Below are 23,695 nucleotides of genomic sequence, written 5' to 3' on the forward strand. Positions count from 1 at the left end.
GGAGGTCAGCGAAAACGGGTGCCGTGCAATCGGTTCGAGCACACGAGTTGCGTCGGCGCGTTCAGGACAAGCGCGGGTCACCTTCGGACGGTGTGGAGTAGGTCGGCTCAGAGGCCGAGTCATCCAGTGAGAGAGCGCGCTTTTCACGGGCCGCGTTGGCGGCAGTGCGGATCTCGCGGGCACGCCCCGGCACGGGGTCGGGCAACGCGCGGGTGGTGAAGGTGAACGGCGGACTTTGTTGCCCGCCGATGAGCAGCCGGGCGGCGGCGTGGTGGACGTCGAGGTGGGTCAGGTCGTGTTCACCGAGGGCCGGGCTGGTGTGCCGCGCGAGGTCGCGGGCATCTTCGGGGGAGGCGGAGAAGATGATTTTGTTGCGGGCGTTGGCCGAGATGCCTTCGCGTAGCTCGCGCGGGAGCTGGCCGAGGTTCTGGTGTGCCAGCACGAGCGCCAGGTGCAGGCCGCGGGCTTCGGCGAGCATGTCCTCGATCGAGGTAGCCATGTGCAGGAAGTTGTGGGCCTCGTCCAAGACCAGCGAGGCATCCGGGCGGGCCGAGGACGCGGTGCTGGCGCGGGCGGTGGTGGCCTGCCAGGTCCGGGCCACCAGCAGCGACCCGACCAGGCGCGTGGTTTCCTCGCCGAGGACGCCTTTGGGCAAGCGGGCCAAGCAGATGCCGCCATGGTCGAGCACCTCGGAGAGCTCGAGAGTGGATTCGCCGGCCGCGATCGCCTCGCGCACGAACGGCCTCAACAGAAAGGCACGGAGTTTGTTGAGCAACGGGGCGACGATCTGCGCGCGCCCGGCCTCGGACAAGCTGCTGTAGGAGGCCCAGAAGCCGCGCAGCACCGGGTCGGAGACCTCGCGGGCAATCCGATCGAGGTTGGATTCCCCGGTCAGCAGCTTCACCAAGTCCACCAGTGTCGGCGTGCCCGGCCGCGCACACAGTGTGCGCAGCGACGCGCGCAGCACATCATCGGTACGCGGACCCCACCAGCGCGAATAGATGCGGGAGAAGATCGCGACCAGATTCTCGACCGCCAAATCCAGGCCCTCGACGCTGGTGTCGAGCGGATTGATGCACGGCGGACGGCGTTGGGAGTCGGCGTCGAACAACACCACCTTTCCCGCGAGTCGGCGCGGTAGTCGTGTCAGGACGTCGGTGATGAGGTCGCCTTTGGGGTCGATCACCACCTGCCCGCGTCCGGCCTCGGCGTCATCGAGGATCAGATGTGCGAGCAGGGTGGATTTGCCGACACCGGTCGCGCCGATGACCTGCAGGTGGTGGCGGGCGTCGACGACCGGTAGCGCGACCGGGCGGCCGGTGCCGGTGTCGGCGACACCGAGCGGCTTGGTGTGCGCGCCGCCGACCGGGATCGTGGCCGCCGGGGCCACGGCGGCGGCACCGGCGCACGCCAGACCCGGGACCGAGGGGTCGATCGGCAGATGTGCGATGCCCGCCAGTTCCGCCACCGACAGCAGATCACCGCGCCCGAGCCAACGCCCGAACAACGCCGGTGCCAGCCGCAGGTGAAAGCGGCGTCGATAGAAGTTGTGATCGGCACACGCCCCGAACACCGCCGCCACGGCGTGAGCGCGACCTCGCGCGACCGCTGTTGCCACCGAGAAGGTTTCGCGATTTGCGTGCGCGGGCACAGTGACGGCGGCGGCGTAGCGGATGAGCGTTTCGTAGTGTCCACCACGGACTTTGGTGATCGTCGCTCGCGCCTGGGTAGTGTCTTCCATTCGGGCCTGCCGATCGGCGGGCACCGCACCCTGGTAACGGGCGCGGCGCGTACCCGCACCGGGCGTGAGGAAGTCGAGCATCTCGCGCAGCACGCCACGCACCACCCGGGACGCGAAGAAGGCGGCCCCGCTCCGGCCCCCGGTGAGTGCGCGCCGTACCCGGCCGCCGGTGACCGGCCGTGCCAGGATCTGCACGCACACCGCTTGGCCGGGGTCGAGATCGGCGGCGGCAGTGAGCAATTCACGCGCAATATCTCCGCCGTGATAGTCGCTGCGGATGGGCAATCCCTCGGGGCACGCCAGCCGAAGCTTCCCCCCGACGAGGACCTGCACGAACCCAGTGGCGGGGATGGTCAGTGGCAGGTCGGCGGCCTTACGGGTGTCGGTGCGTGCGCCCGGCCAGGCCGAGGTTATGGCGCGCTCGATCAGGCCCGGTGGGATCGTGGCGGGTACCCACAGACTGAGCGTGACCCCCTCTCCTCCTGTGATCTGGTATTCGAAGCTCAGATGCGGCTGCCCGCACAGCAGCCGCTTCCAGCGTGGACGCAGCAGGCCGACCAGATGCGCCCACAACACTCCGCCCGCCTCCGGGGACACCGACGGCGGACACAAGATCCGCACCTGTCGTGCCCCGGAGCCGAGCCGAGCCCGCCGAATCCGCCGCACACCCACGCCCGCGGCAAGGACACCGATGGCAAGAAGGCCCACCAGGATCGGGTGTGCTCCACTGAGCGGCCAGCGAGCCAGCTCTCCCACCCAGACCCCGAAATGGCCAGGATCGGTGAGCCACCGCCCCAACCTGCCGAAGTCGGGGATCGACGGATTCGACGGCGCGGACATCAGGCAGCGGCTTCCGGGGCATCGAGAACGATCACGCTGTCCTCATCCGCGAGCAATGCCTCGTCACTGTCGGAAGCTTCGGAGCCGTCGAGACCCGCCGGCATAGCGACCTCGCTGTCGCCCTCAGTGAGCAGGACGTCGGTATCGGAGTCCTCGCTCACCGTGGACAGCTGCGGAGTCGTCGTGATCAGTGAGTCCTCGAAATCCGAAGCCAGCGAAGCGAACACGGTGCGATCGATGCCCACCGCCAACAGACCCTGCCCGCGATCGGCGGCGAGCAGGAACTGCTTTTCACCCTCCGACAGCGCGAACGCGGCGGCCACCTCGTCGATGGCTTGCGGAGCCTGACGCAGCAAGATCTGCGTGGCGGCATTGGCGATGATCGCGCGCCCCAGCTCGGTGGCCAACACATCGGCGCAGTCCTGGGTGGCCACGGTCAGGCCGGTCCAGTACTTGCGGAATGCCTTTGCCGCGCGGAACAAGAACTCTCCGCCCGCGTGCTGGCGGATCATCCACCACGCCTCGTCCACCACGACCAAGCGCGGACGCCGAGTACTCGGGTTGGACACCCGCCGCCACGTCACATCCAAAGCCAGCAGCGTGCCAAGAGTTTTCAGCTCATCAGGCAGCTCCCGCAGGGAGAACACGACCAGCCCGCCCTCGGGCGCGGTGGTGGTGCCACCGTCGATCAGTCCGGCGAATGCGCCTCCGGCCACGAACGGCGACAAGGCTTGTGCCAGTTCGACACCGACGCTGCTCCCGCACACGCTCAGCTGCTCAGCCAGCCCACCCAGCGTCGGCGCCGGGCGCGTCCAGGTGCTCGGATCCTCGGTGATCCCGACAGCCGCGTAAGTGGCGGTCAGTGCGGTGTCGAGCACCGCCCGCTGCGCAGGCGTCTGCTCGCCGATCAAGACTCGGATCACGGTGTGCAGGAACAGCTTCCGCCGTGTCAGCGAGTCAGCCGGAGCGGCACGGCGGCCGTCGGCACGCACATGCAGTTCGAGGTCGAACGGGTTGAGCCGCACTCCGGGGGCACCCAGGGCCAGGATGGTGCCGGAGACTGCTTCGGCCAGGCGCCGATATTCGTCCTCGGGGTCGATGACGATCACCTCGATGCCGCGCTGCAGCGAGCGCAGCAGCTCCGATTTCACCAGGTAGCTCTTGCCCGCACCGGAGCGGCCGAGGATCACCGCATTGTGGTTGTGGATGTCCTCGGCGAACCGATCCCAGAACACCAGACCGCTGGCGGCATCGCGGCCGTAGAGCACACCCTGCGGGCGGTGCGCGGTGACCGGGTCCGCGACTGGAAGCTGCGGGGAGGTGAACGGGAATGCCGCCGCGAGCGCATCGGTGTCGAACGTGCGGCCCACCTTCACCGGGTCCAAGCCCACCGGCAGTGTCGCTGTCCATGCCGGGATCGCCCGGTAAGTCAGGTGGCTGGTGTCGATGAGCAGACTCGCCGCCAACGCCCGCACCGCGGCAACCTCTTCTGCCAGTTCGGTTTCGGAGTTCGCGTGCACGCTCAGATACAGGCTCACCCGGAACAGACGGCCCTCGCCGCGGGCAACGCGCGCCGACAGATCAGCGGCATCTTCGGCAGCGACATCGAGCACGTCGTCGGCCAACAACCCATAGGAGGCGTTATGGCGGCGCGAAGACTCCAGCCGGGCCTGCTGGCGACGTAACCTGTTCGCGGCAGTCACCGGATCGATCGGCTCGATATGCAACGCGAGGTCCACACGGCCGGGATGCGCGAGCAATGGAGCAAGCCACCCGCCGGCCACCTCGCGGGGATAGCCGGTCACCGCGAGCGTGCTCACCCAATCCGAGCCGACCTCGACATGCCGCGATCCTCGGGTCAGCGACTCCGGCGTGAATGGTGAGCGGGAACCGAAGCGGATGCGCCGCACCAGCTTCCGGCGCCGCGATTCACCGCCGCTGAGTGTGTTCTCGTCGGTCCCGAGTTCGGCGACGAATTCATCTGTCGTGCTCGACTCGCTGGTGATGACAGCATCCGGAGCGGCGATATCGGCCGAATGCGGGACCAGGCTGCCCGGATTGGTGGCCGAGACCAGGATCGCGGTGGCCTGTGCGTCATCGAGAGCGGTGACGCTGATACCGAGCGGGGCCAGCATGTCAGTGGCTTCACCAAGGCGGCGCAGCAGCCGGGTCTCGGCGGCACGGCGTGCGGCCGCCGAGACTTCCCGCGCGGCGCGGCGGCGGCCGGGTAGTAGCGAACCGGCGATCGTGCGCGCCGACGGTCCGGCCAGCCCCGGTGCGGCGGCCCCGACCCCGGACAGCGGTTCTCGCCAGACCAGCAGCACCTGCCGATGCAGCAGATCCTCGCCGGTCGCCAGCCCGCTCAGGAACGCCGCATGATCGCAGGTGACCTCGGCCAGCTCCGGCGACATCTCCACCGCGGAGTCGCGCAGCGCGGTGATACGACCGGTCAGGTCCAGGCGGGTCGCGCGGATGAGAATCTGCACCGGCTGGCGCAGCGAGTGCAGCCAGCCGCCGAGTTGGGCCACCAGGGCGGCCTGCTCGGCCGGAGTGCGCAGCGCCAGGTTCACGGTTCCGGCCAGCGCGACCGCCGCGACTCCATCGGCACCGAGGTCGACGATCCCGACCTCGCCGCTGGCGCTCACCGCCTGCGGCAGCTGCGCTGTGGTCGGTGTGATTGGCTGCTGTGCAACCGATTTCGGATTGCTGGCGGAGTGGGCGGTGAGCCAGCGTGGGGCCGTGGCCAACCCGTGTGGGGCGGCGACGAGGCGGTGCGGGCGCAGCCGGTGACGGATTGCGGCGACCAGAAGCTGGTCCCCGGACAGGCCGTCGCGGGTGGTGAGCACCAGGCCGGTGACCAGCGCGCCAATCGAGACCGCAGCGGCGACGAAGACCGGCGGGTCGATGACGGTGCGGGTGAGCAGCCAGGTCCCATATAGCGTCAGGGCGGTGGCGGCGAGGATCGCGAGTTGCCGGGCGGTGAATGGGCCGATCAGCTTGTCGCGGCGATCGACATCAGCGGGAATGCGTGCGGTGACAGTCATTTCGAGCTCCTGGGAGTGCGGCGGTTACGACGACGGACGGGCAGATCAGGAAGCGGCAGATGCAGCTGCCGCCCCGCCGAACGCGACGCGGGAGGCGTCAGCGGCGGAGCCGTACGCGCGGGCGGCGACGCGGCGCTGGTGCGCGGTGTCGGGGCGCGACGTACCTCGATCGGCAGCGGATACTGGCCGCTGCGGGTGGGACGGTTACCGGCGTACGGATCCGGTGTGGCGGGCACGGTGTAGTCGAAGGCCAGCTGTTTGGGCTGCGGGCTCCGTGTGCCGGGCAGCGATCTCGGAACCGGCGGAGTCGTCGGTGGCGGAGCCGGTTTGGGGACGCGCTGGACTGGGATCGGCAGTTGGTATTGGCCGTTTCGGCCCAGCTGCGGAGTGGGGCCGAGGTTGACTCCGCCGTGGAATTGCGGCAACGGCAACATCAGCTGAGTCCCTTGCGGTGCGGCGAGGGGTATCGATGCGGCGTGCGGGATCGGGGCTGGGGGCGCGGCCTTGGGCGGTACGCGCTTCACCCCGTTCAGTGGGAGCATCAGCTGCCCGCTGCGGGTGGCGCGGACGTTCGCGTACGGGTTGGGCGGTGTCTGTGGCTTGATTGGTTGTGGCTTTGGCTTCTTCCGCTGTGGCGGTGGGGTTTTGCCGGTGCCCTTGAGCACGCCCATGGTCTTGTAGGCGATGAATCCGCGCACCAGCGACGACACCATCCCGTTGCCGGGGCTGATCTTGAGCGCGGACATCAACCAGAACGGGGTCTTCATCAGCACCCAGCCCATGGCCAGCGCGACGATCACATTCGTAAAGCCGGTCTTGGTGGGGCCGAAAAACCACCAACCTCCTGGGGAGAGAAAAACTTTCAGCCCGGTGATCAACACGACGGATTGCACAACCTGGATCGCCAGGCAGGCGGAGAATGCGCGCCACCACCAGCGGGCGATCGGCTCCGTGGCAGGCAGGGCGTAGCACATCATCGCCAACGGCGCGGTGACGATGAGGACTACGGTGACCGCTACTCGGATGACATAGGTGATCGACAAGATCGCCAGCACGATGACCAGCGCCTGGAGCAGAAAGGTCGTGAATAGCGGCACTGCGGTGATCGGTCCGCCGACATGCAACATCGACTTGAATGCGGCCGAGGCGTCGTCGGTGGATACATGGTCTCCCGCGAACGCCATCGCGAGGCCGTTGGCAAAGCGGATCGCTTCAGTAGCGATGACCATGCTCATTGCGCCTGCGATGAACCCACCGACGAGGCGTGGCAGCATCTCGCGCCAATCCCACCGGGTTTGCAGGGTCTCGTGGAACATGAGCAGGATGCCGGCGGCGATGACCACGAGGCCGTACATCGCGAGCACCAGCTGCCAGGACGAGGACCACAGCACCCCGATTTGAGGCAATGTGTTCGGATCGGGGGTGGTCAGCATGTATCGCGACAGCAGATCCATCAGCGGGTTCAGCGCGGAGTCGACCAAACTTCGAAAGAAGTCGTCGATGGCGTTGGAAACACACGCGTCCAGGTCACTGATCCCGCAGTCACGGTGCGCGCCATCCGATCCTGTCGACTCCCCGGGACTGGCGGGTAGCGGTCCGGGTTGGCGGGCCGGGGCAGGAACCCCGGATGTGGTGGGGGGTGCCGGTGCCGACGTAGGCGGTGGGGTAGGCGCGGGCACCGTCGGCGCGGGGGTGATGGTCGGCTCGGCCGCGCCGATCCCACTGCCCCACACCATGATCGCCGATAGCGCGGCCAGCAAAAGCACCAGCATGCGCAGAGCGGGCGGCGGGCCGAAGCGAATCGAGGGAGCCATCTCAGCCGCCCACGATCGACTTCAATACTGCGACCACCAGCGGGGCCAGCATTGCCAGCGCGTAGCCGATGCACGCGGCCTTGAGTGCGACCTTGGCGCGTTCAACTTCGCCGGGGTCGCCCGAGCAGATCAGGTAGCGGGTGCCGCCGATGGTCAAACAGACCGTGGCGATTGTGGCGAGGATGCCGATCAACCAGTTGCGAAGGTTGTCAAGGACCTCTTGGAAGGATCCAGCGACAGCGAGTATCGAAACCGGCTGTGCAGCAGCCGATCCGGACGCGTACGCCAGCGCGCACCCCAGCGCGAAGGCGCACACCAGTGTGCGGGTGACGCCCTTGGTGGAACGAGCGGAACGGGCTCGGCCACGGGGCTGAAAGGAAGGGAGAACAGGGGTTACGCGCATCGGCGGTTCACCTCCGCAGGAGTAGGAAGTGCGGGGATCGGGGTGGTCCTCGCGCGTCGGGTAGTTGCCAGCGACACCCCCGTTTGCGACACCGAGTCGCGTGGAATTTGCGCGCCGCCAGTCCGAGTCCGGGTCGCGGTGTCCATCGCGTGTATCTCGACCGCGCTGGAGTGATCGCTGCGCTGGTCCGCAAGTCGTTGACGCAGCCACTCAGTCAGCCGGGCCTCGGCGCGCGATCGGCGCTTTTCGAGCCGCTTGTACGGAACGTCGAGGATGGCGGCTACCGCGGCGAGCGTTTGCGCCTGTAACCGAGTGGCAGCGATCAACCCCGCGGATTCCGAATCGAGTACGCCTTCGGCGACCGCCTGCACCAGCAGCAGCTCGGGATGTCCGGATTGCGCGGCAGCCACCTGTCGTCCGTGCTGACGAGTTTCGCCCGCTGTGGTGAGCCCTAAAGTGGGCGATGCTGTGGCCACCTCATGTCGTAGCCACGCACGACCACCAACGAACGCGGCCCACCGCAATCGAGGCCACACTCCTGGTCGGTCGAGATCGACCCGGCCGAGCGCAGACAGAAACGCGGCCAGTACCTGCGACTCGGCGTCATACGGGACTCGGAGGGTACGGCCGCTGACGCGCCGTGCCATTGCCGACAGCATCGGCAGCGCGACGCCCGCACACCGCAAAGCACCCGCATCCTGCCGGGCAAGGCGCACCAGCCAAACCCAGATCGCGTCGACCGCCGTCAACGACAATCCGGGATCGCACAACACCTCACGCAACCGGCCCCAACTGGCAACCGGCCCGCCGAGTGCGATGACACATTCCGGCGGCAATCCGACCGGATCGGCCGCAATCGCATCGAACGCCGATCGCACCACCGCCAACGGTGATGCAGCTTTTATATATCCCTGCGAGCCGTGCATTCCATCGCGTGAATCCATGACCACTCATCTCCTCGTTGAGAACGAAATTCGACTCAGCGAGGACACATGAGCGCCGCCACCAAAAAGCCACCAAACGACCCCGAAAACGCCACCAAGAACTCTCCGCCATGCGTGCATGCCATTGACCTGCGCGAGCCGTCAACGGACGGACAAGCGGAGTGGATTCGCGCTCTACCAGCGGTTGTGTGTGTCCGGTGGCGCTAACCATGATCTAACCGACTTTGGCCAAACGCTTCTAACCTGGCGCTCCAGAAAAAGACAAAGAAAGTATTTGGCGCACTACCGGAACCGGTTCCGGAAACTCGGCGCGGGCCAGTTCAATTCAGGGTCGGCACCTGAACGAGTAGAAATTTCTACTTAAGCGTTTGTCGCAAATCGGGGGGTTCTTGGCAACTGCGGTCACGAAAACGCAATTTCTGCACGCCTCGAAGGAGCGTCTCATGACCGAATCCCAGCCCCGCCGACGTCGCCCCACCACAACATCCGCTGTACCCATTCCCACCAGCATCTGGAACGCTGGACCAGCACCTCTGGCCGTCACCGGCTACGGGCCGCTGCGGGTGCTCGCACGCGCAATCCACGAGTTCATGAATCCGAAGGGCTTCTTCTTACTCGCGGCACTGACCCCGCAGCAGGAAGCCCTTGCTCCCCAAGTCATCGCCCCGTTGGCGACGGAACTGCACCGCCATCTTCCGCCGAGCGCCGCCGCAACCGCGGCGAGCCCGCTCGCGACTCCCCGCGTCAACGATCCAGCGGATCTCATCGTGGCGAGTCTGCTGGCACCGATGCCCAGCCCCGTCGACACCGACACTCTCGCCCGTCTGACTTTCGGGGCGGCCGAGAAACTCTGTGCGGGTGGAGTCCTGGCGGTGATTTCTCGCCATAGCCACGACTCCCATGGCCGCCTGATCGACCCCACGGGGTTGGTCGTGGCCGCAGCCCAAGCCGCCGACCTGCTCTACCTGTCTCACATCGTGGCCGTTCCACTCGAAGGCGACTCGGTCACCGCCGCCGAAGTACCCGCCGAGTCCGCCGGCCGACATCTCAACGGACACCTCGATATTTCGGTCTTCCTCAACCCCGAAGCCAGACACTCCGCAAGCACCCTCGACCAGGCCGCCTGACCACATCCGTAGCCCACCGACACCAGCGAGGAAATCCCATGAGCACTAACGCCACACCGAACCCCGCGTCCCCGCCGGTTCCCGCACCGTCCACGGTATGGGTGACCGCGCAGCAGGCCCCCGCCGCGCAACGCAAAGGCCGTTACCACTCCGACAGCACCGCCCACCCGGCCAAAATGCTCCCCGCCATCGCCGCCCACGCCATTACCCACTACACCCACCCGGGCGACCTCGTCTTCGATCCCATGTGCGGGATCGGCACCACCCTCGTCGAAGCCCTCCACCTCGGCCGCCGCGCTCTCGGCAACGAATACGAAGCGCGATGGGCCGACATCGCCCGTACCAACATCGAACTCGCCCGTAGCGCCGGATGCGACCAGGCCGCCACCGTCTACACCGGCGACGCCCGCAAACTCGCTACGACGCTGCCCGCCGAGTACCTGGGTGCCGTCGACCTGATCATCACCTCACCGCCTTACGGAGCCGCCACCCACGGCCAAGTGAAAGTCATCCCCGGACAAGGCGTCCACAAGACGGACTACCGCTATGGCTCCGCCCTCGACCGCGGCAACCTCGCCAACGTCGGTCTCGGAAGGCTGCTGTCCGGTTTCACCCGCATCCTCACCGCCTGCGCCACCTACCTGCGCCCCGGCGGCCATATCGTCATCACCGCCCGCCCCTGGCGCGAGCACACCGAATTGGTCGACCTTCCGTCACACCTGCTTACATGCGCAGCGCTGGCAGGACTCGAACCAGTCGAACGCTGCGTCGCCTTGCTCGGAAGAGTGGCCGAGAGCGAGCTCGTCGCCCACAGCAGCTTTTTCCAACGTGACCTGATCACCAAGAAGCGCGCCGCTGGCCTGCCCGTTCAGTTAATCGCCCACGAGGACGTACTCGTTCTGGAAAAGTTTGCAGGACACCGCAATACGGGACAGGCCCCATACGACTGGGTCGCCTGAGCATTCGGCCCGCGAGTAGCGGTCGGCGGTTGCCCGACGTGCACCGATGCGCCGGGCAACCGCTGGCCCCAGCCCAGCCGACAGGGACGACGCGGGGGTGATGTTCGATGACCGCGACCAGCGGCGTGCGAAAGATTCCCGGGGACTCCGACCGTGTGTTTGTCCGCCGGTCACCGGCGTACTGCGACCACCTGAACGCATCGCTCGCCCGCGAGAATCACGCACTGGCCAGCGGGGAAGTGATCGGTGTTAGGGACCACCACGATCTCGACTGTTCTGTCCACTCGGGCGCGGCGAATCAATGCGGAGACCGTCTCCTGATCGGCGGATTGGGCGAGATATGTTCCGCCCCAGGCGTACCCGAACTCGGAGGCCCAGGCACGAAGGGGCATGCCGATGGTCTCGACCGGCACACCGTCCGGGATTCGATGCCGATTGATGTAGCCGACGGCGATCGGCGGCGGCGAGAGCAGGGGCTTACGACAAGGCAACATGCTATTACCGATCCGAGGGTGACGAGAGTTGTCGATGCGCGCGAATTAGCCTGGCAGTCAATAAGTTCGGACGTACTACATGCCGGTCGCGTACACGACAGCAGCGGCGACTTCGCGGATGGGTGGCCGGGTCGGGCCAGTGGGGAGCGACATCCAGCACCGTCTGCGGATGCCAGGTGTGGGCAATACCAGCACTGACGGCGAGAGGACCGGAACCGCCCCGCACCAGTACACCGAGATCGCCAACCGGCGAGCGTCCAGTCCGTCAGGCAAGCCGTCGGTTACGAAAACCCACAACGCAGCTCCTACGCAGTACACAGGCGCGGACCCCGGCCCCAGCAAGGCTGCCGCCCTAATGGCGAGGGCTCGGGGGACGATCAGACCCGCCGTGTTCGGTCCAGTCGCGACCCGAATATCGCCACGATCAGGATCGCGGAACGCCTCGAGCTCGAACTGCGACTGATACAGCTGGCACCGCTGTTCGACCATCCGATCTACAAGCGCCTGCCCTTTCCTGTCGAGCATCGCATCAGACATGGAGAGACCGGCCTTTCGAACGAGCCGGACCAGCGTTGTGCATGTTGAGTGCAGGGCGCGGCCTGCCTCCGCTACGCCGACGTCCGGCCGCAGGTGCTACCGACGAGCAGGTCGTGGGGAAACCCTCGCGTTCGAGGATTAGCTGCACCGGCACCGCCTTCTCCGGCAATGCCGACGAGACCGGACTCAGCGCTGTGTAGGACACCAGCGCCCATACCAAGCACGCACCTGCGCCCACCCCGATCAGGAAAATCGCGAGCGAAACCATCACAACCCTCCTACTTGTTGATTGACTCTGAACAGAAAGCGGACCGACCCTGATCAGGGTCGGTCCGCACGGCCTGCACCCTTGAGGTGCAGATCATTTCGCTGGGTCGGTCGGGATTGGCGCGCCTCCTTCTAGGCAGGTCCCACAGCCAGGCGCAGGGGAGTTTCGGCATCTTCGGCGTGACCCGTTCGTCTACGGTCACCATCACTCCGAGAACGCTGGTTGACAGCTCAGCAGCCACCTCGAGGACCTGTTCCCGGCCGCCCTGAAAGTCCACGACAAGCGCTCCGAATTCCAGGTGCAGATGCATCACATGAGACGTCATCGCTCGCTGCCAGTGCTTGGAAGAAACCCGGACGCGACTCCCGGCGCCGTATGGCGCGGCCACCGTCCTGGCGGGTCGAGTGTCCATACGTCGACAGCCTGTCGAACAACGTTCATCCATCCCGTCATGTGCAGGACCGAGGGCACCAGCAGAGCGGTTATCCCCGACAGTTCAAAGCTGGCAAAGAGAGGAGCGAAGTCAGCGTCCGACTCGGCAATGAGGATCCCGCGCAATTCGAATCCGAGGCTTTCCGCGAGGAGGTTGAGGCGACCAGTTTCGACTGGCTGCAGAAAATCGGACTTGTCGGTCCGGAACAGCGCGTATGCCAATGGCCGCCGCTCGCGGGTATCGGTGTTCGTCATCGCGGTCCCCTGACCTGCGCCACGGAATCGACGACCTGTTCCGTTCGCGTATCGACCGGGCGAAAGTCCAGCAGTGCTTTGCCGACGGCCTCGCATGGCGGAAGTCCCAGGATCCCCGCGAAGGCGGGCAATACGCTGACGGCTTCCGCCAGCTGCATCGCTACCACTGCCTGTTCGGTCGTGATAGTGCGGCCGGGGAGCCACGACACGGCCCAGCCGCCCTGACCAACAGAGCGGGCGCGATGTTGTGTCTGATCGCTTGTGATCAGTGAATGGGTCACCTGGATAGTCATCGCTCGGCGCTCCTGACTGACTCGATCTTGTTCCAAACTTGTCATTGACAGTGACAGAAAACACAATTGACGCTAGCTCTGACAAGTTGTCAACGCAAGACGCAGACCACCGATTTTCCGGGGGTAAGATTGCGCCACCAGACGGAAGGAGTTGTCGTGCCCATGTCGCCCACGGTTGCGAGGATGGAGTTGCTACTTCGCTTGAACCAGTGGAAGACCGATCTGAATATCGACCCGGCGACGGCTGCGGCTGCCCTGAAAATTACGACCAACTACTGGCACCAGCTGATGTCGGACCGGCGCACTCTCACCGACGATCAGTTCAATGCCATGCTTGAATTGTTCGGCCTCGACATCACGGAACGCCGTGAACTTGAGGCGCTGCGAACAGGTTCGCGTGAACGCGGCTGGTGGATGGCGTACCAGGGCCTTTTCGATGACGAAACGCGTCGCCTCTTCGGCTTGGAGCACGGAGCGGAGTCGATTGCGACGTACGAAGCACTGGTTATCCCCGGCCTGCTGCAGACCGAGGACTACGCACGGGCGATCATGCAATCGGACGTTGCTCGGATTCGCCCGCTGGACACCGATCTCTACATCGAGGTCCGAATGCGGCGCCAGCAGCTGCTCGTCGGTGACGAGCCGTTGCACCTGACGGCGCTGATTCACCAAGCCGCACTTGAGCAGCTGACGGGCGATCAAGCCGTCATGCACGGGCAGCTTCGACACCTCGCGGAGATGGTGAAGATCCACGAGAAGACGATCGACATCCGCATCGTTCCCTTCACCGCGGCCGTCAGGCCGATCCTGTCCGGCTCGCCGTTCCACATCCTCTACTTCGCAAGTCCGATGCTCAGCCCTGTCGCATGGCATGAGTCCGTCGTGACACGCGGCATCATCGATGATGCGAGTCGGGTACGTGAGTTGCGAATCCTCTTCGAGAGGCAATTGGACCTGGCACTCAGCCGGGAGGACTCACTGACTCTGATAGAACGAACGGCAGATAGGACGGCCCAACAATCATGAGCGCAATCAGCCCTGTGAACTGGACAAAGAACGGCTTCCGCAAGCCGCTCCGTTCCAATGACGGTCCGTCGTGCGTTGAGTGGAAGTTCGACGGAGAGCGGGTACTCATCCAGGACAGCAAGTACGCAGGCGACACCGACAAGCAGCCGATCATCGTGTGCCCGCGCGGTGACTGGCAGCAGCTTCTTGAACTGACCCTCAGTGCGCGGTCCGGTGCAACAGCCAGCATCGAGGTTGTACTCCATTCCAATGGAGCGTCGACCCTGATCGGGATGGGTACGAACGGGGAGGCCGTCCGGCTGGACTACACCCCCCGCGAGTGGGACGCGTGGGCAAAAGGGGTCGCGGACGGAGAAGCCGACGCCGCTTGACACCTACTGCGGTTAGCCATGGGAGCGCGATCCGACGTGCCCTTGGCATCCGCATACTCGCGATAGAGGTCGGCCACCGCGCAGGTGGCCGACCTCTATCGCGAGATCTCAGTTGTCCCTGAGTTCGTACAGGTGCGCCCAGTTCTGACGGCTAGTGATTCGGGGGCAGCGGCGCGGTACTCGCGCTGTAAATGCGGATCATTCACGTATGAGGGTCGCGAGGTATCTCGCGCCGTCGCGATCCAGGTGGGCTAGCCGCCATGGGGTTCCATTAACAACCTGTTCGATTTCCTGCTCGGACATCAGCCAGTATTCGAACCATGGAGTTGCGGTCCTCTTGTGTCGGATGCGTAGGCGCAGCTGTCCGGAGGCTCTGCCTGCGGCTTGGTTTCGGGCGTAGTACCGCAGGTGTGCTGGGTCTTCGGTCAGGCCGGGTTCGGTGTTTATCCCGAAAAGCTGTGCCCCTGGTGAAGTCACTGCGGCTACGGCCATGAGGAAGTCACGGCCGGCGGTGGGGCTTTGCAGGAAGCCGAAGTTCCCGCCCAGCATCAAAACGGTGTCGAACAGTTCGATATCGTGAGGGATGTCGAGAATGGTGCCGTGTTGGACCTGCGCTACGCCCCGGCTGCGGCATACGTCGATCGCGGAAGGCGAGGTGTCGACGGCGAGCACCTCAACACCGCGGTTCTGCAGTTCGAGGGCGGCTCGGCCTGCTCCGGCACCGACGTCCAGGACGCGGCTGCCGACGCTGTCGATTGCCTTGGCCTCCAACGGGGGCCACTGCGGGTATTCGGCGAAGTACCGGGCAATGGGGTGAACGCCGATGTGGCCGTCGTCGCGTTCGGCGACTTCGAAAGCATTGCCGATGGTCAACTCCTCTAGGAGTGCTTCGCCGAACGCGTCTCCCACAGTGGGATTTTCAATCATCAGCGGTTCCTTTCCGGTCAGCTTCGCCATCGCATGCATCGGTACGCCTCGGCCCAGTTGGTGCCACATTGCGCGCCACGGACTGCCGCGAGGCCACGTAGCGCGTTCTCCGACCGGGTGTGTGGGTGGTCGCGCCACTGGCTGTCGTGCACGCGCAGACCTTCGATCTTCCGGTCGAGGTCTTCGGCGGTGAGAGTGACGAAGAAGTTGTGTGCCTGTGCCGTCTGGCTACCGGTCCAGACGTCGCCGACTTCCTCGTATATCAGCACGAGTTCGGGCTGGTGGCGGTAGCAGTCAGGGCCGGGGCGCAAGGCGCTCACCGCTGCGGAGCCGGTGGCGGCATGATCCTGGTTGTAGCTGGTCGGGTCGGGGATTGCGATCAACGTCGGTCGGAGCGCCGAGAGTGACAAGGGGTTGTCACCGCGCTCCAGCAGGTCGACGAGGTCGCCGACCGCAACGGTATCCAGCCTCAAGTTGTAGCAGTCTCCGGGCAGGGCCAAATGGCAGCCGTCCAATGGCCAAAATGATTGCGCCTGTGTCATTTCGCTTCGGCGCTGCTCGGCGGTGGACAGTCCAGTCGGCGAGAAGTCGCGGATGTCAGCGATTGTCATCCACAGGACGAACACCTGCCCGCCTTCCCGCTTCACGCGGCTGATCAATCCTCCGCACCCGATCGCTTCATCGTCGGGATGCGGAGCGACGATCAGCACGCGGTGACGGGCCCAATCCACGCTCATAGCAATCGCTCCGGGCTCGGCGGCGCTGGGGCGCTCGCAGTCTTACGGTTCGAGAGTTCGGTACGCCGCCCATGCATCGGAGACGATGTCGGCCAGATCTGGGCGCTGTGGTTTCCACCCGAGGGCCGTGGCGGCCTTGTTCGAGGCGGCGACCGACACGATGGCGTCACCCGGCCTACGCGCGGCTTCGATGACCGGAAACTGCTGTCCGGTCACCTGTTGGACGGTCTCGACTACCTCGCGATTCGTGTAGCCGTTGCCGTTGCCGAGATTGAAAACTTCGTAGCGCCCTGGCCTGATGTTGTCGAGTGCGGCCAAGTGCGCAGCCGCGAGATCGCTCACGTGGATGTAGTCGCGTACGCAGGTGCCGTCGGGAGTGTCGTAGTCGGTGCCGTACAGGGTAAACGAATCGCGCTGTCCCGCAGCGCATTGCAATAGGATGGGAATCAGGTGAGTCTCCGGATCGTGGCGTTCGGTCAGCCACCTGCCCTCCGGGGTACGCACTGCGCCCGCGGCGTTGAAGTAGCGCAACACCGCAGCCCCCAAAGGCGTCCCGGGCCGCCCGCATTCGCCCTCGATCATCATGTCGATCGAGTACTTCGTCACCGCGTAGGGATTGCGGGGAGCCACCAACGAATCCTCTGTGAAGGGCGGAACCCCCGAGTACATGCTGCCCGTGGAGGAGAACACCAGCCGAGGAGTGCCTGCCGCACGAGCAGCATCGAACAGCGCGAGCGTGCCTCGGATATTGTTGTCCCAGAACCGCTCGGGATGCGCGACGGATTCGGCGACTTCGATCTTCGCTGCGAAGTGCAGGACAGCGTCGAAGTCGGCGGCTGGTGTGAGGACCTGGGCGACGTTATGCAGGGCTATCTGTTCGAACTGTGCTGCTGCGGGCACGTTGTCGGCGTGTCCGGATGACAGGTCATCGAGCACGGTAACGTCATGGCCCACGTCCACGAGTTGGTGAGCGACAACCGAACCGATGTATCCGGCTCCTCCGGTGACGAGTACGCGCATGGACCAGCTCTCCTATGCATGGTTGGGTTCGGCGTCGGCAGCGCATCGGAAGCCGAGCTCGAAGCTGCTGTACATGGGCTCGCACGCCATTCGTTCGGTCGTGCGTACCTGGGGTTTCATGTGCTTCCAGCTGCCGCCGCGCACCACACGATAGCCGTGGCGCATCGCGGCGACCAGCGCTGGGTCATACTGTCGCGCAGGGTCGTAGGGGCTGTAGGTGCTGCAGGTCCACTCGGCGACCGTCCCAGACATGTCGGCTACCCCGAACTCGGAGTCGCCGGCCGGGCTCAAGCTGCCCACATCGGTCGTTGCCGGTGCGGCACCGAACTTTAAGTAGCGGGACTGCCACCATTCCTGCCAGCCTCCGAGCGCGTGTACCGGCCCATCGGCCCAATGCTCTACGCAGTTGACGCAAGCCGGGTTCCATTCGTGACCCCACGGATAGGGCGACCATGACGCTCCGTGTGCGGCGTACTCCCATTCGTCCTCGGTGGGGAGCCGTTTACTTGCCCACGAGGCGTAGGCGGTGGCATCTGTGTGATCGACGTGGATGACAGGATGCTCCGGCCGGTCGCCGAGGGCATTCACACCGGGTGCAGGATAACGCCAGCACATATCCGGCTCGGCATGCCAGTAGTCCGATCCGTAGATCAACCCGTAGCCGCGTTGTTCGGCACCGGTGACGTATCCGGTAGCGCCGACGAACTCGCTAAACGCCGCATTGGTGACCGGCGTGCGGTCGATCTGGAAGGCCGCGATATGGCGGATGTGTTGTGGTGCTTCGTCTTCAAACCAGGACCGTGCGTAGTGCTGCGACTCGACCAAGCTGTCGAGGTGATGTTCGGGAGCGCCGATTTCAACCCTCGCCGCAGGGATCTCGATCATCGTGGTCATGTCATCCACCCATCAGTGCGGCGATGATGCCGATTTCGCCACGGTCGGCCTCGACGCGGGTGGAGAGCCCGTTGAGGCTGCGGACATCGACGTGGTCGAGGGTGACCAGCGCCCAGGGAGCGATCTCACCACCCGAGGTGAGATACCGCTTCCTCAAACAGGGGTATCGCTCAGCGAACCAGGTAAGCGCGTTTCCTACAGTTGTTGCCTGACAGGATAATTCGGTGAGGTCGGTAACGCTGGTCCAGCTCGGCGGTACCGTGAACGTGACGGTGGGCATCACCTCACCGCCCTATCGGCAGGCAGGATGTCCGCCATCCATCGCAACGTCTTCTCGATGCCGACAGCCAGCGAGGTGGTGGGTGTCCAGTCGAGAACCCGCTTCGCCAGACTGATGTCGGGCTGTCGCCGGTGAGTATCGCCGACGCGGCCCGTGGTCAGTTTCACCTGCCCGATTCCGGCTGAGTTGACGACCAGTTCAGCGAGTTCAGCGATCGTGATCTCGGTGCTTGCGTCGCCGAGGTTGATCGGCCCGAACGATGATGATTCCATCATCTTGACGAGACCGTCAACGAAATCGTCGATGTAGCAAAAGGATCGGGTCTGGTGGCCACCGGCGATTTCGAGGGTTTCACCGCGCAGCGCCCGTGCGCAGAAGTTCGACATTACGCGCCCGTCGTCGGGCCACATACCAGGGCCGAAAACGTTGAACGGGCGGATGATTCCGACGTTGGTGCCCAGGCGGCGATGTGCGGCGCAGGCGGCTTCCAGCACCCGTTTGCCCTCGGTGTAGGCGGAGAACGGACCGATGGGATCGCAGTTTCCCCGGTAGGACTCGGCTTGCGGATGGACGAGCGGATCGCCGTAGATCTCCGAACTGGACGCACAGACCACGCGGGCCTTGGTGTGCTCGGCCAACTCGAGGATGTTGAGGGTGCCTACACAGCTAGCGCGGATGGTATCCAACGGCCAGCGGCTATTGGCTTTCGGGCTGGCGGGGCAGGCGAGGTGGACGATGTGGGTTACCCGCGTCAAGTCCTCGGTCGAGCGCGGATCGCAGATGTCGGCGTTGCGGATCACAAAGTTCGGGTTCTCGGCGATATCGGCGATGTTCGCTCGTCGACCGGTGAGCATGTTGTCGACAACGGTCACGAAATGACCGCCCTCAAGCAAGTGGCGGGAGAGGTGGGATCCGATGAATCCGGCTCCGCCGGTGATTAGCACGTGATTGTTGATCATGGATTCCTCTTGAGTGAAATTGTTTGAGATTCAAAGGCGTTCGATGTTGTTCGCTGGTGGCAGTGCGCCACACGCGTCGAATACGTAGCGGGCGCTGGAGATGAGGTCGTAGTCGAGCCCTTCGTGGGCAACGAGCAACACGACTGCTGTCGCGCGTGTCACGAGTTCGACGGTGAGCTCAGGCAACACATCTGCGGTATCCACCAGCATCGGGTCGACGACTGCCACATCCACGCCCTGCTGACGCAGGTTGTGTGCGACCTTGAGCGCAGCCGAATCCCGCGAGTCGGCGATGTCGGGCTTGTAGGTTGCGCCGACGATCACGACGTGCGGGGTGTGGTGGTGGGTCGTGGTGTGATTGCGGCGCAGCATCCCGGCCACGACCCGGCCCGCGACGTACACCGGCTGGGACCGGTTGATATCGATCGCCGTATCGATCAGAGTCGAAGGCTGTGCCGCTGTCCGCAGGCTCCATGCCAGGTAGGTAGTGTCGGACGGAAGGCAGTGGCCGCCGGCACCAGCACTTGGCAGGAAACTCATGTACCCATAGGGCTTCGTCGCCGCGAGATCCAAAACATCCCAAATCGACACGTCCAACGAGCGAGCCAGGCGAGCGAGCTCGTTGACGAACGAGATGTTGACTAGCCGGAAGGCGTTCTCGACGAGCTTCTCCACCTCGGCCGTGCGAACGTTGCGTGCCGCTACGACACTGGCGACCAACTCCGACCAGAATTCCGTGACCGCCATAGTGGAACTGGCGTCTACGCCCGAGACGACCTTCGGAACCTTGACCAGCTCAACGAAACTGATGCCAGGGTTGAGACGCTCAGGTGCGTACCCGAGCGAAAAGTCCTGGCCTGCTTTCAACCCCGAAGTCTCCAGGATTGGTGCAACGACATTTTCAGTGGTGCCGGGACATGTCGTCGATTCGAGGATCACGAGACAACCCGACCGGATGTAACCGGCGAGGCAAGCGGCGGCGGCCTCGATATAGCTGAGATCCGGCTGATCGCCGACCAGCGGAGTCGGGACAGCGATCAATGCGACGTCGAAATCCTCTAGCATCGCTGGGTCGTTTGTAGGTGTGAACCGGCCCGAGGTCAGAGCCTCCCGCAGGTGATCAGAGGACACGTCGCTGATGTAGGAGTCGCCGCTCTCCAGCCTTGTCACCCGACGGACATTCGTGTCGTAGCCGACTACGTTATGCCCGGCCTGAACGGCCAACATCGAGGCTGGTAGTCCGACGAATCCTTGCCCAACGACAACGACCCTGCGCTGGCAGAACGCTTGTGAACGTGGCGCCACCGTTTCCGCGGATGTCATGCGCGTACCTCGGCATAGGCCAGTGCGCTGATGAACTGGACGCATTCGACGCCGTGCTCAGCGTGGGCGGTAAGTACGAATCGGGCTTCGTCGAGCTCCATCGGTTCGGGAATCTCGTGGCAGTACCGATGTCTTTGACTCCACTCGTCTTTGAGCTTCGCGTTCATCGTGTCCTCGACCGCATCCGCTTCTGGCGTCGGGATTCCGACGTTCGTGGAGGAAGATAGAAGGCACAGGCCGCGAAAAGGGCGAGCGTCACGGTCAGGCAGATCAGTATCGATGTCGTCAGCATCGGAACCTCTGGTCGGCAGTGTTCAATTCGGTGGATGGAATGCGACCCAATTGCACGGATGTCGCCGATCGGTTGGCTACGAACGCAGCTGCGATCGTCCAGTCGGTGACGCGCCGCGTCTTCGGGGCTGGGGCAACGCGGGCAACGGGCGCTGATTGATAGCGTCGTCGAAGTCGTGGAGCATTTTGTCCCGCAGCGGGACACGACCATCCGACATACGGTCACACTGGGGATATGGACGCTGATCGGACGATCAGCATGTCGGGCTCCACAGATCCCTCGCAGGTGTCAATGGCGAAGGCATGGGCCGCGCGGATCCACGAGGCCCGTGAGGTGCCGGTTAGCGTGGGATCGCGCCCACACGTTGCGCCAGCCGACCGAGATCGCCTTTCGCGAGATCGCGGCTCGCAATGCGCATCATGTGACCGACGAGTTCACGGACGACGCTCATGCTCCGAACATGTTGTGGCGCTGTGTGTTCGGCACGCAACAGTGCCGCCAGCGACGCTCGCCATTGCTTTTCCATCGCATATGCTCGCCCGAGCTCGACGAAGTACTGGGCCCGTCGTCCCTTGGCCGGGATGACGTCGGGGTCGACTGTGGGAGCGAGTTCGATCACCGTGCTGGCGTCTCGCCGCTCCATGGCGGACGACATCCGCCAAAGCGCAACGTTGTTTGCGCCGAATGTTGGGTTGCGCAGCATCCGCCGCCCCGCAGGAGCGGCGGAAAGGCGTGTCGCGAGTTCGGCGGCTTCGTCCAGGTGGGGGTCAGGGTCGCCACCGAGGCTGGCGGTTACCAGCCCCGCCTGAAGGTGGAGCATCCCCAGCGTTTCCAACTCGCCCCGCGTCTGGGCCTCGGAGGTGACGAGTTTGGCGGTATCTTCGGCGATTTGCAAAGCACGCGACAACGCCCCGGGGCGCGACAACAAGACTTGAGATCGGTCGAACGCGGCCGCGGCGGTGACGGCTGTGCCTCCGAGATGCTGTGCGGCCTTCTCCGCTTCGTCGGCTGCCGTCCACGACAAGGCCGGATATCCCCATGCGCGAAGTGATTTCGCTACCGTATCCGCGACGGTCGACAGGACATCCCACGCGGTCTCCTGTTGGGCTCCGGTGGTGTCTCGCGCGTGCTGATAGCAGTCGGTGAGCATGGGGGCGAGCATGGGAGCTACCCGCCCATATTGGCAGTTGATTCGCAGGTCACGCGCGACGTTCGACATCGCTGCGAGTTCCTCAAGGCTGCGCAGCGGCCCGGTGGGCGTGGTGTTGCCTGCGGTCCACAGGGCTACCTCGATATCGGGGACTGCGGCATGGAACTCTGCCATTCGCGGATCGAACCGGTCCTGGTCGTGACCGGTGAGATCACGGACATCGCACTGGAGCGCTTTGGCCAAGGAGTGCAATGTCTTTCGGCTGTCGACGGGCCGTTCGCCGTTTTCGTACTTGGCGATCGCGCCCCGCGAGATCCCGGTCTGATCCGCCAGCATCTGCTGAGTCATCCCACGCCGCTTACGGATCGCGGCGACCCTACTGCCAACGTACCTGCCGTCATCGGTGTCGGAACGAGCTGCGGTCGGCATCTCGGAGCTCCCCTTCTGTCCTGATGACCCATGCTAGACCTATGAATGATCAGGGAATTCCGGTTCTGTACGCGATCGTCACCGGATCGTCGAGGGCCCAGGAGATCGAGGAGCTGGTCGACTTGGCGCAGGCCGATGGTTGGGATGTGTGCGTAGTGGCGTCGCCGTCCGGACTCCGATTCATCGACGCCGAAGGTCTCGCCGCAAAGACCGGCCACCCGGTGAGGGCGAACTACAAGGAGCCGGGGACACCGGATCTGCTGCCGCCCGCTGATGGGATGATCGTGGCCCCGTTGACCTGTAACTCGGCATCGAAATGGGCTGCTGGGATCTCCGACACTCTCCCGTTGGGGTTGTTGATCGAGGCCGTCGGGAAGGGCCTGCCAGTCATTGCGGTGCCGTATTCGAGCCCGGAGCAGATGAGCTTCCCGCCAGTTCAGGATGCGTTGAGGAATCTCGCCACGTGGGGGATCGGCATCATTCCGGGGGTGCAAGGGAAACCGCTGCCGCTATCGGAAGCGTGGCGCGCCTTTGTCACCCACCCCCGATCAAGGTAAACATCACCCTGCCCAAAATCCACAATCAGGAGCATCGATGATCGTCACGCCGCTTCAGACCGACCACATCGACGATGTCATTCAGCTCATGCAGCTCGGCAAGCCGTCCATCAGCGCCCGTACACGATCCGACTATTGGTTGTACGCCAGCCTGTTCTCATCTACGTGTCCGCTTGCAATCGGCGAAGGCGACGCGATTGCCGGTGCAATCATCGCATTCCGGAGCCAGGATGACCCCGCGGACGTCTACGTACAAGACGTCATGATCCACCCCGACTACAGACGGCAGGGGATCGCGCGTGCCTTGCTCAACAGCGTGCAGTCCCGGGCCGAGAAGTGGTCCTGCCAGCGCATTTACCTGACATCTGAACCCGAGAACCACACCGCCCACTCCGCATGGACGAACCTAGGCTTCGTCAATGTCCCGGGCGATCATGAGATCGAAGGAATCTCGGTCATCACTGATTTCAAAGGGCCTGGTCGAAGCCGTGCCGTCTACGAGTTGCTTCTACCCAGAAGCTAATGCCGCCATAGCGCCAGTGCCGGAACAACGCTCAAACGGGGTCTTTGGTGCTTCCA

Annotated in this window: 23 protein-coding genes; 6 read left to right on the top strand and 17 right to left on the bottom strand. The window is 64.6% G+C overall.

Annotated features, from left to right (window positions below; all coding sequences use genetic code 11):
- Positions 1-61: 61 nt before the first annotated feature.
- The 5 genes from VMT40_RS12935 to VMT40_RS12955 all read right to left on the bottom strand — a co-directional run bounded on the left by VMT40_RS12935 (position 62) and on the right by VMT40_RS12955 (position 8,786).
- Positions 62-2,581 (bottom strand): type IV secretory system conjugative DNA transfer family protein, encoded by a 2,520-nt coding sequence (locus VMT40_RS12935; RefSeq protein ID WP_326358215.1) that lies wholly within the window; start codon positions 2,579-2,581, stop codon positions 62-64.
- The gene (locus VMT40_RS12940; RefSeq protein ID WP_326358216.1) at positions 2,581-5,625 is read right to left on the bottom strand and encodes a TraG/VirB4 family ATPase; all 3,045 of its coding nucleotides are present in this window, start codon (positions 5,623-5,625) and stop codon (positions 2,581-2,583) included. The genes VMT40_RS12935 and VMT40_RS12940 overlap by 1 nt, the downstream gene beginning before the upstream one ends.
- A complete protein-coding gene (locus VMT40_RS12945) occupies positions 5,622-7,106 on the bottom strand; it encodes a hypothetical protein (protein WP_326358217.1) in 1,485 nt (494 codons plus the stop codon). Before VMT40_RS12945 ends, VMT40_RS12940 begins: the two co-directional genes overlap by 4 nt.
- A 334-nt stretch (positions 7,107-7,440) precedes the next feature.
- Positions 7,441-7,842 (bottom strand): pilin, encoded by a 402-nt coding sequence (locus tag VMT40_RS12950; protein WP_326358218.1) that lies wholly within the window; start codon positions 7,840-7,842, stop codon positions 7,441-7,443.
- A complete protein-coding gene (locus VMT40_RS12955) occupies positions 7,833-8,786 on the bottom strand; it encodes a hypothetical protein (RefSeq protein ID WP_326358219.1) in 954 nt (317 codons plus the stop codon). The genes VMT40_RS12950 and VMT40_RS12955 overlap by 10 nt, the downstream gene beginning before the upstream one ends.
- Positions 8,787-9,229: 443 nt before the next feature.
- Here VMT40_RS12955 and VMT40_RS12960 point away from each other — a divergent pair, with 443 nt between their 5' ends.
- Together VMT40_RS12960 and VMT40_RS12965 are read left to right on the top strand one after the other, a co-directional pair.
- Positions 9,230-9,913, top strand: coding sequence for a hypothetical protein (locus tag VMT40_RS12960; protein WP_326358220.1), 684 nt, complete (start codon positions 9,230-9,232; stop codon positions 9,911-9,913).
- A gap of 38 nt (positions 9,914-9,951) precedes the next feature.
- On the top strand, positions 9,952-10,872 hold the full coding sequence (locus VMT40_RS12965) for a TRM11 family SAM-dependent methyltransferase (protein WP_326358221.1): 921 nt from the start codon (positions 9,952-9,954) through the stop codon (positions 10,870-10,872).
- A 170-nt stretch (positions 10,873-11,042) separates the two neighbouring features.
- On the opposite strand, the gene VMT40_RS12970 is transcribed toward VMT40_RS12965, so the two are convergent.
- From VMT40_RS12970 to VMT40_RS12980, 3 genes are all read right to left on the bottom strand, one after another.
- The gene (locus tag VMT40_RS12970; protein WP_326358222.1) at positions 11,043-11,366 is read right to left on the bottom strand and encodes a hypothetical protein; all 324 of its coding nucleotides are present in this window, start codon (positions 11,364-11,366) and stop codon (positions 11,043-11,045) included.
- 1,126 nt (positions 11,367-12,492) lie between these two features.
- Positions 12,493-12,858: a hypothetical protein gene (locus VMT40_RS12975; RefSeq protein ID WP_326358223.1), complete on the bottom strand. Its 366-nt coding sequence runs from the start codon at positions 12,856-12,858 to the stop codon at positions 12,493-12,495.
- A complete protein-coding gene (locus tag VMT40_RS12980; RefSeq protein WP_326358224.1) occupies positions 12,855-13,151 on the bottom strand; it encodes a hypothetical protein in 297 nt (98 codons plus the stop codon). The genes VMT40_RS12975 and VMT40_RS12980 overlap by 4 nt, the downstream gene beginning before the upstream one ends.
- A 183-nt stretch (positions 13,152-13,334) precedes the next feature.
- Between VMT40_RS12980 and VMT40_RS12985 the strand changes: the two genes are divergently transcribed.
- Together VMT40_RS12985 and VMT40_RS12990 are read left to right on the top strand one after the other, a co-directional pair.
- The gene (locus VMT40_RS12985; protein ID WP_326358225.1) at positions 13,335-14,177 is read left to right on the top strand and encodes a DUF5753 domain-containing protein; all 843 of its coding nucleotides are present in this window, start codon (positions 13,335-13,337) and stop codon (positions 14,175-14,177) included.
- Complete coding sequence (locus VMT40_RS12990) at positions 14,174-14,548, top strand: DUF397 domain-containing protein (protein WP_326358226.1); 375 nt, start codon at positions 14,174-14,176, stop codon at positions 14,546-14,548. The genes VMT40_RS12985 and VMT40_RS12990 overlap by 4 nt, the downstream gene beginning before the upstream one ends.
- A 198-nt stretch (positions 14,549-14,746) precedes the next feature.
- Here the strand turns inward: VMT40_RS12990 and VMT40_RS12995 are convergent, their stop codons facing one another.
- The 9 genes from VMT40_RS12995 to VMT40_RS13035 form a co-directional block, all read right to left on the bottom strand.
- Entirely contained in the window at positions 14,747-15,505 is a 759-nt protein-coding gene (locus tag VMT40_RS12995) for a class I SAM-dependent methyltransferase (RefSeq protein WP_326358227.1), read from the bottom strand.
- Complete coding sequence (locus VMT40_RS13000; protein ID WP_326358228.1) at positions 15,493-16,212, bottom strand: PIG-L deacetylase family protein; 720 nt, start codon at positions 16,210-16,212, stop codon at positions 15,493-15,495. Before VMT40_RS13000 ends, VMT40_RS12995 begins: the two co-directional genes overlap by 13 nt.
- A gap of 42 nt (positions 16,213-16,254) precedes the next feature.
- Positions 16,255-17,232 carry a UDP-glucose 4-epimerase GalE gene (gene galE, locus VMT40_RS13005; RefSeq protein ID WP_326358229.1) on the bottom strand — a complete coding sequence of 326 codons (978 nt, stop codon included), beginning with the start codon at positions 17,230-17,232 and terminating at the stop codon, positions 16,255-16,257.
- Positions 17,233-17,244: 12 nt separating this feature from the next.
- A complete protein-coding gene (locus VMT40_RS13010) occupies positions 17,245-18,126 on the bottom strand; it encodes a formylglycine-generating enzyme family protein (RefSeq protein WP_326358230.1) in 882 nt (293 codons plus the stop codon).
- Position 18,127: 1 nt separating this feature from the next.
- Positions 18,128-18,283: a hypothetical protein gene (locus VMT40_RS13015; RefSeq protein WP_326358231.1), complete on the bottom strand. Its 156-nt coding sequence runs from the start codon at positions 18,281-18,283 to the stop codon at positions 18,128-18,130.
- A 122-nt stretch (positions 18,284-18,405) separates the two neighbouring features.
- A complete protein-coding gene (locus tag VMT40_RS13020; protein WP_326358232.1) occupies positions 18,406-19,365 on the bottom strand; it encodes an NAD-dependent epimerase/dehydratase family protein in 960 nt (319 codons plus the stop codon).
- 30 nt (positions 19,366-19,395) lie between these two features.
- Positions 19,396-20,688: a nucleotide sugar dehydrogenase gene (locus VMT40_RS13025; RefSeq protein ID WP_326358233.1), complete on the bottom strand. Its 1,293-nt coding sequence runs from the start codon at positions 20,686-20,688 to the stop codon at positions 19,396-19,398.
- Positions 20,685-20,855: a hypothetical protein gene (locus tag VMT40_RS13030; RefSeq protein ID WP_326358234.1), complete on the bottom strand. Its 171-nt coding sequence runs from the start codon at positions 20,853-20,855 to the stop codon at positions 20,685-20,687. The genes VMT40_RS13025 and VMT40_RS13030 overlap by 4 nt, the downstream gene beginning before the upstream one ends.
- Positions 20,856-21,320: 465 nt before the next feature.
- Positions 21,321-22,559, bottom strand: a complete 1,239-nt coding sequence (locus VMT40_RS13035) for a helix-turn-helix domain-containing protein (RefSeq protein ID WP_326358235.1) — start codon at positions 22,557-22,559, stop codon at positions 21,321-21,323.
- A gap of 41 nt (positions 22,560-22,600) precedes the next feature.
- On the opposite strand from VMT40_RS13035, the gene VMT40_RS13040 reads away from it, so the two are divergent.
- Complete coding sequence (locus tag VMT40_RS13040) at positions 22,601-23,116, top strand: flavoprotein (RefSeq protein WP_326358236.1); 516 nt, start codon at positions 22,601-22,603, stop codon at positions 23,114-23,116.
- A 37-nt stretch (positions 23,117-23,153) separates the two neighbouring features.
- A complete protein-coding gene (locus VMT40_RS13045) occupies positions 23,154-23,639 on the top strand; it encodes a GNAT family N-acetyltransferase (RefSeq protein ID WP_326358237.1) in 486 nt (161 codons plus the stop codon).
- The last annotated feature ends 56 nt before the right edge of the window (positions 23,640-23,695 follow it).

The sequence above is a fragment of the Nocardia sp. CDC160 genome, assembly GCF_035818795.1.
GTDB lineage: Bacteria > Actinomycetota > Actinomycetes > Mycobacteriales > Mycobacteriaceae > Nocardia.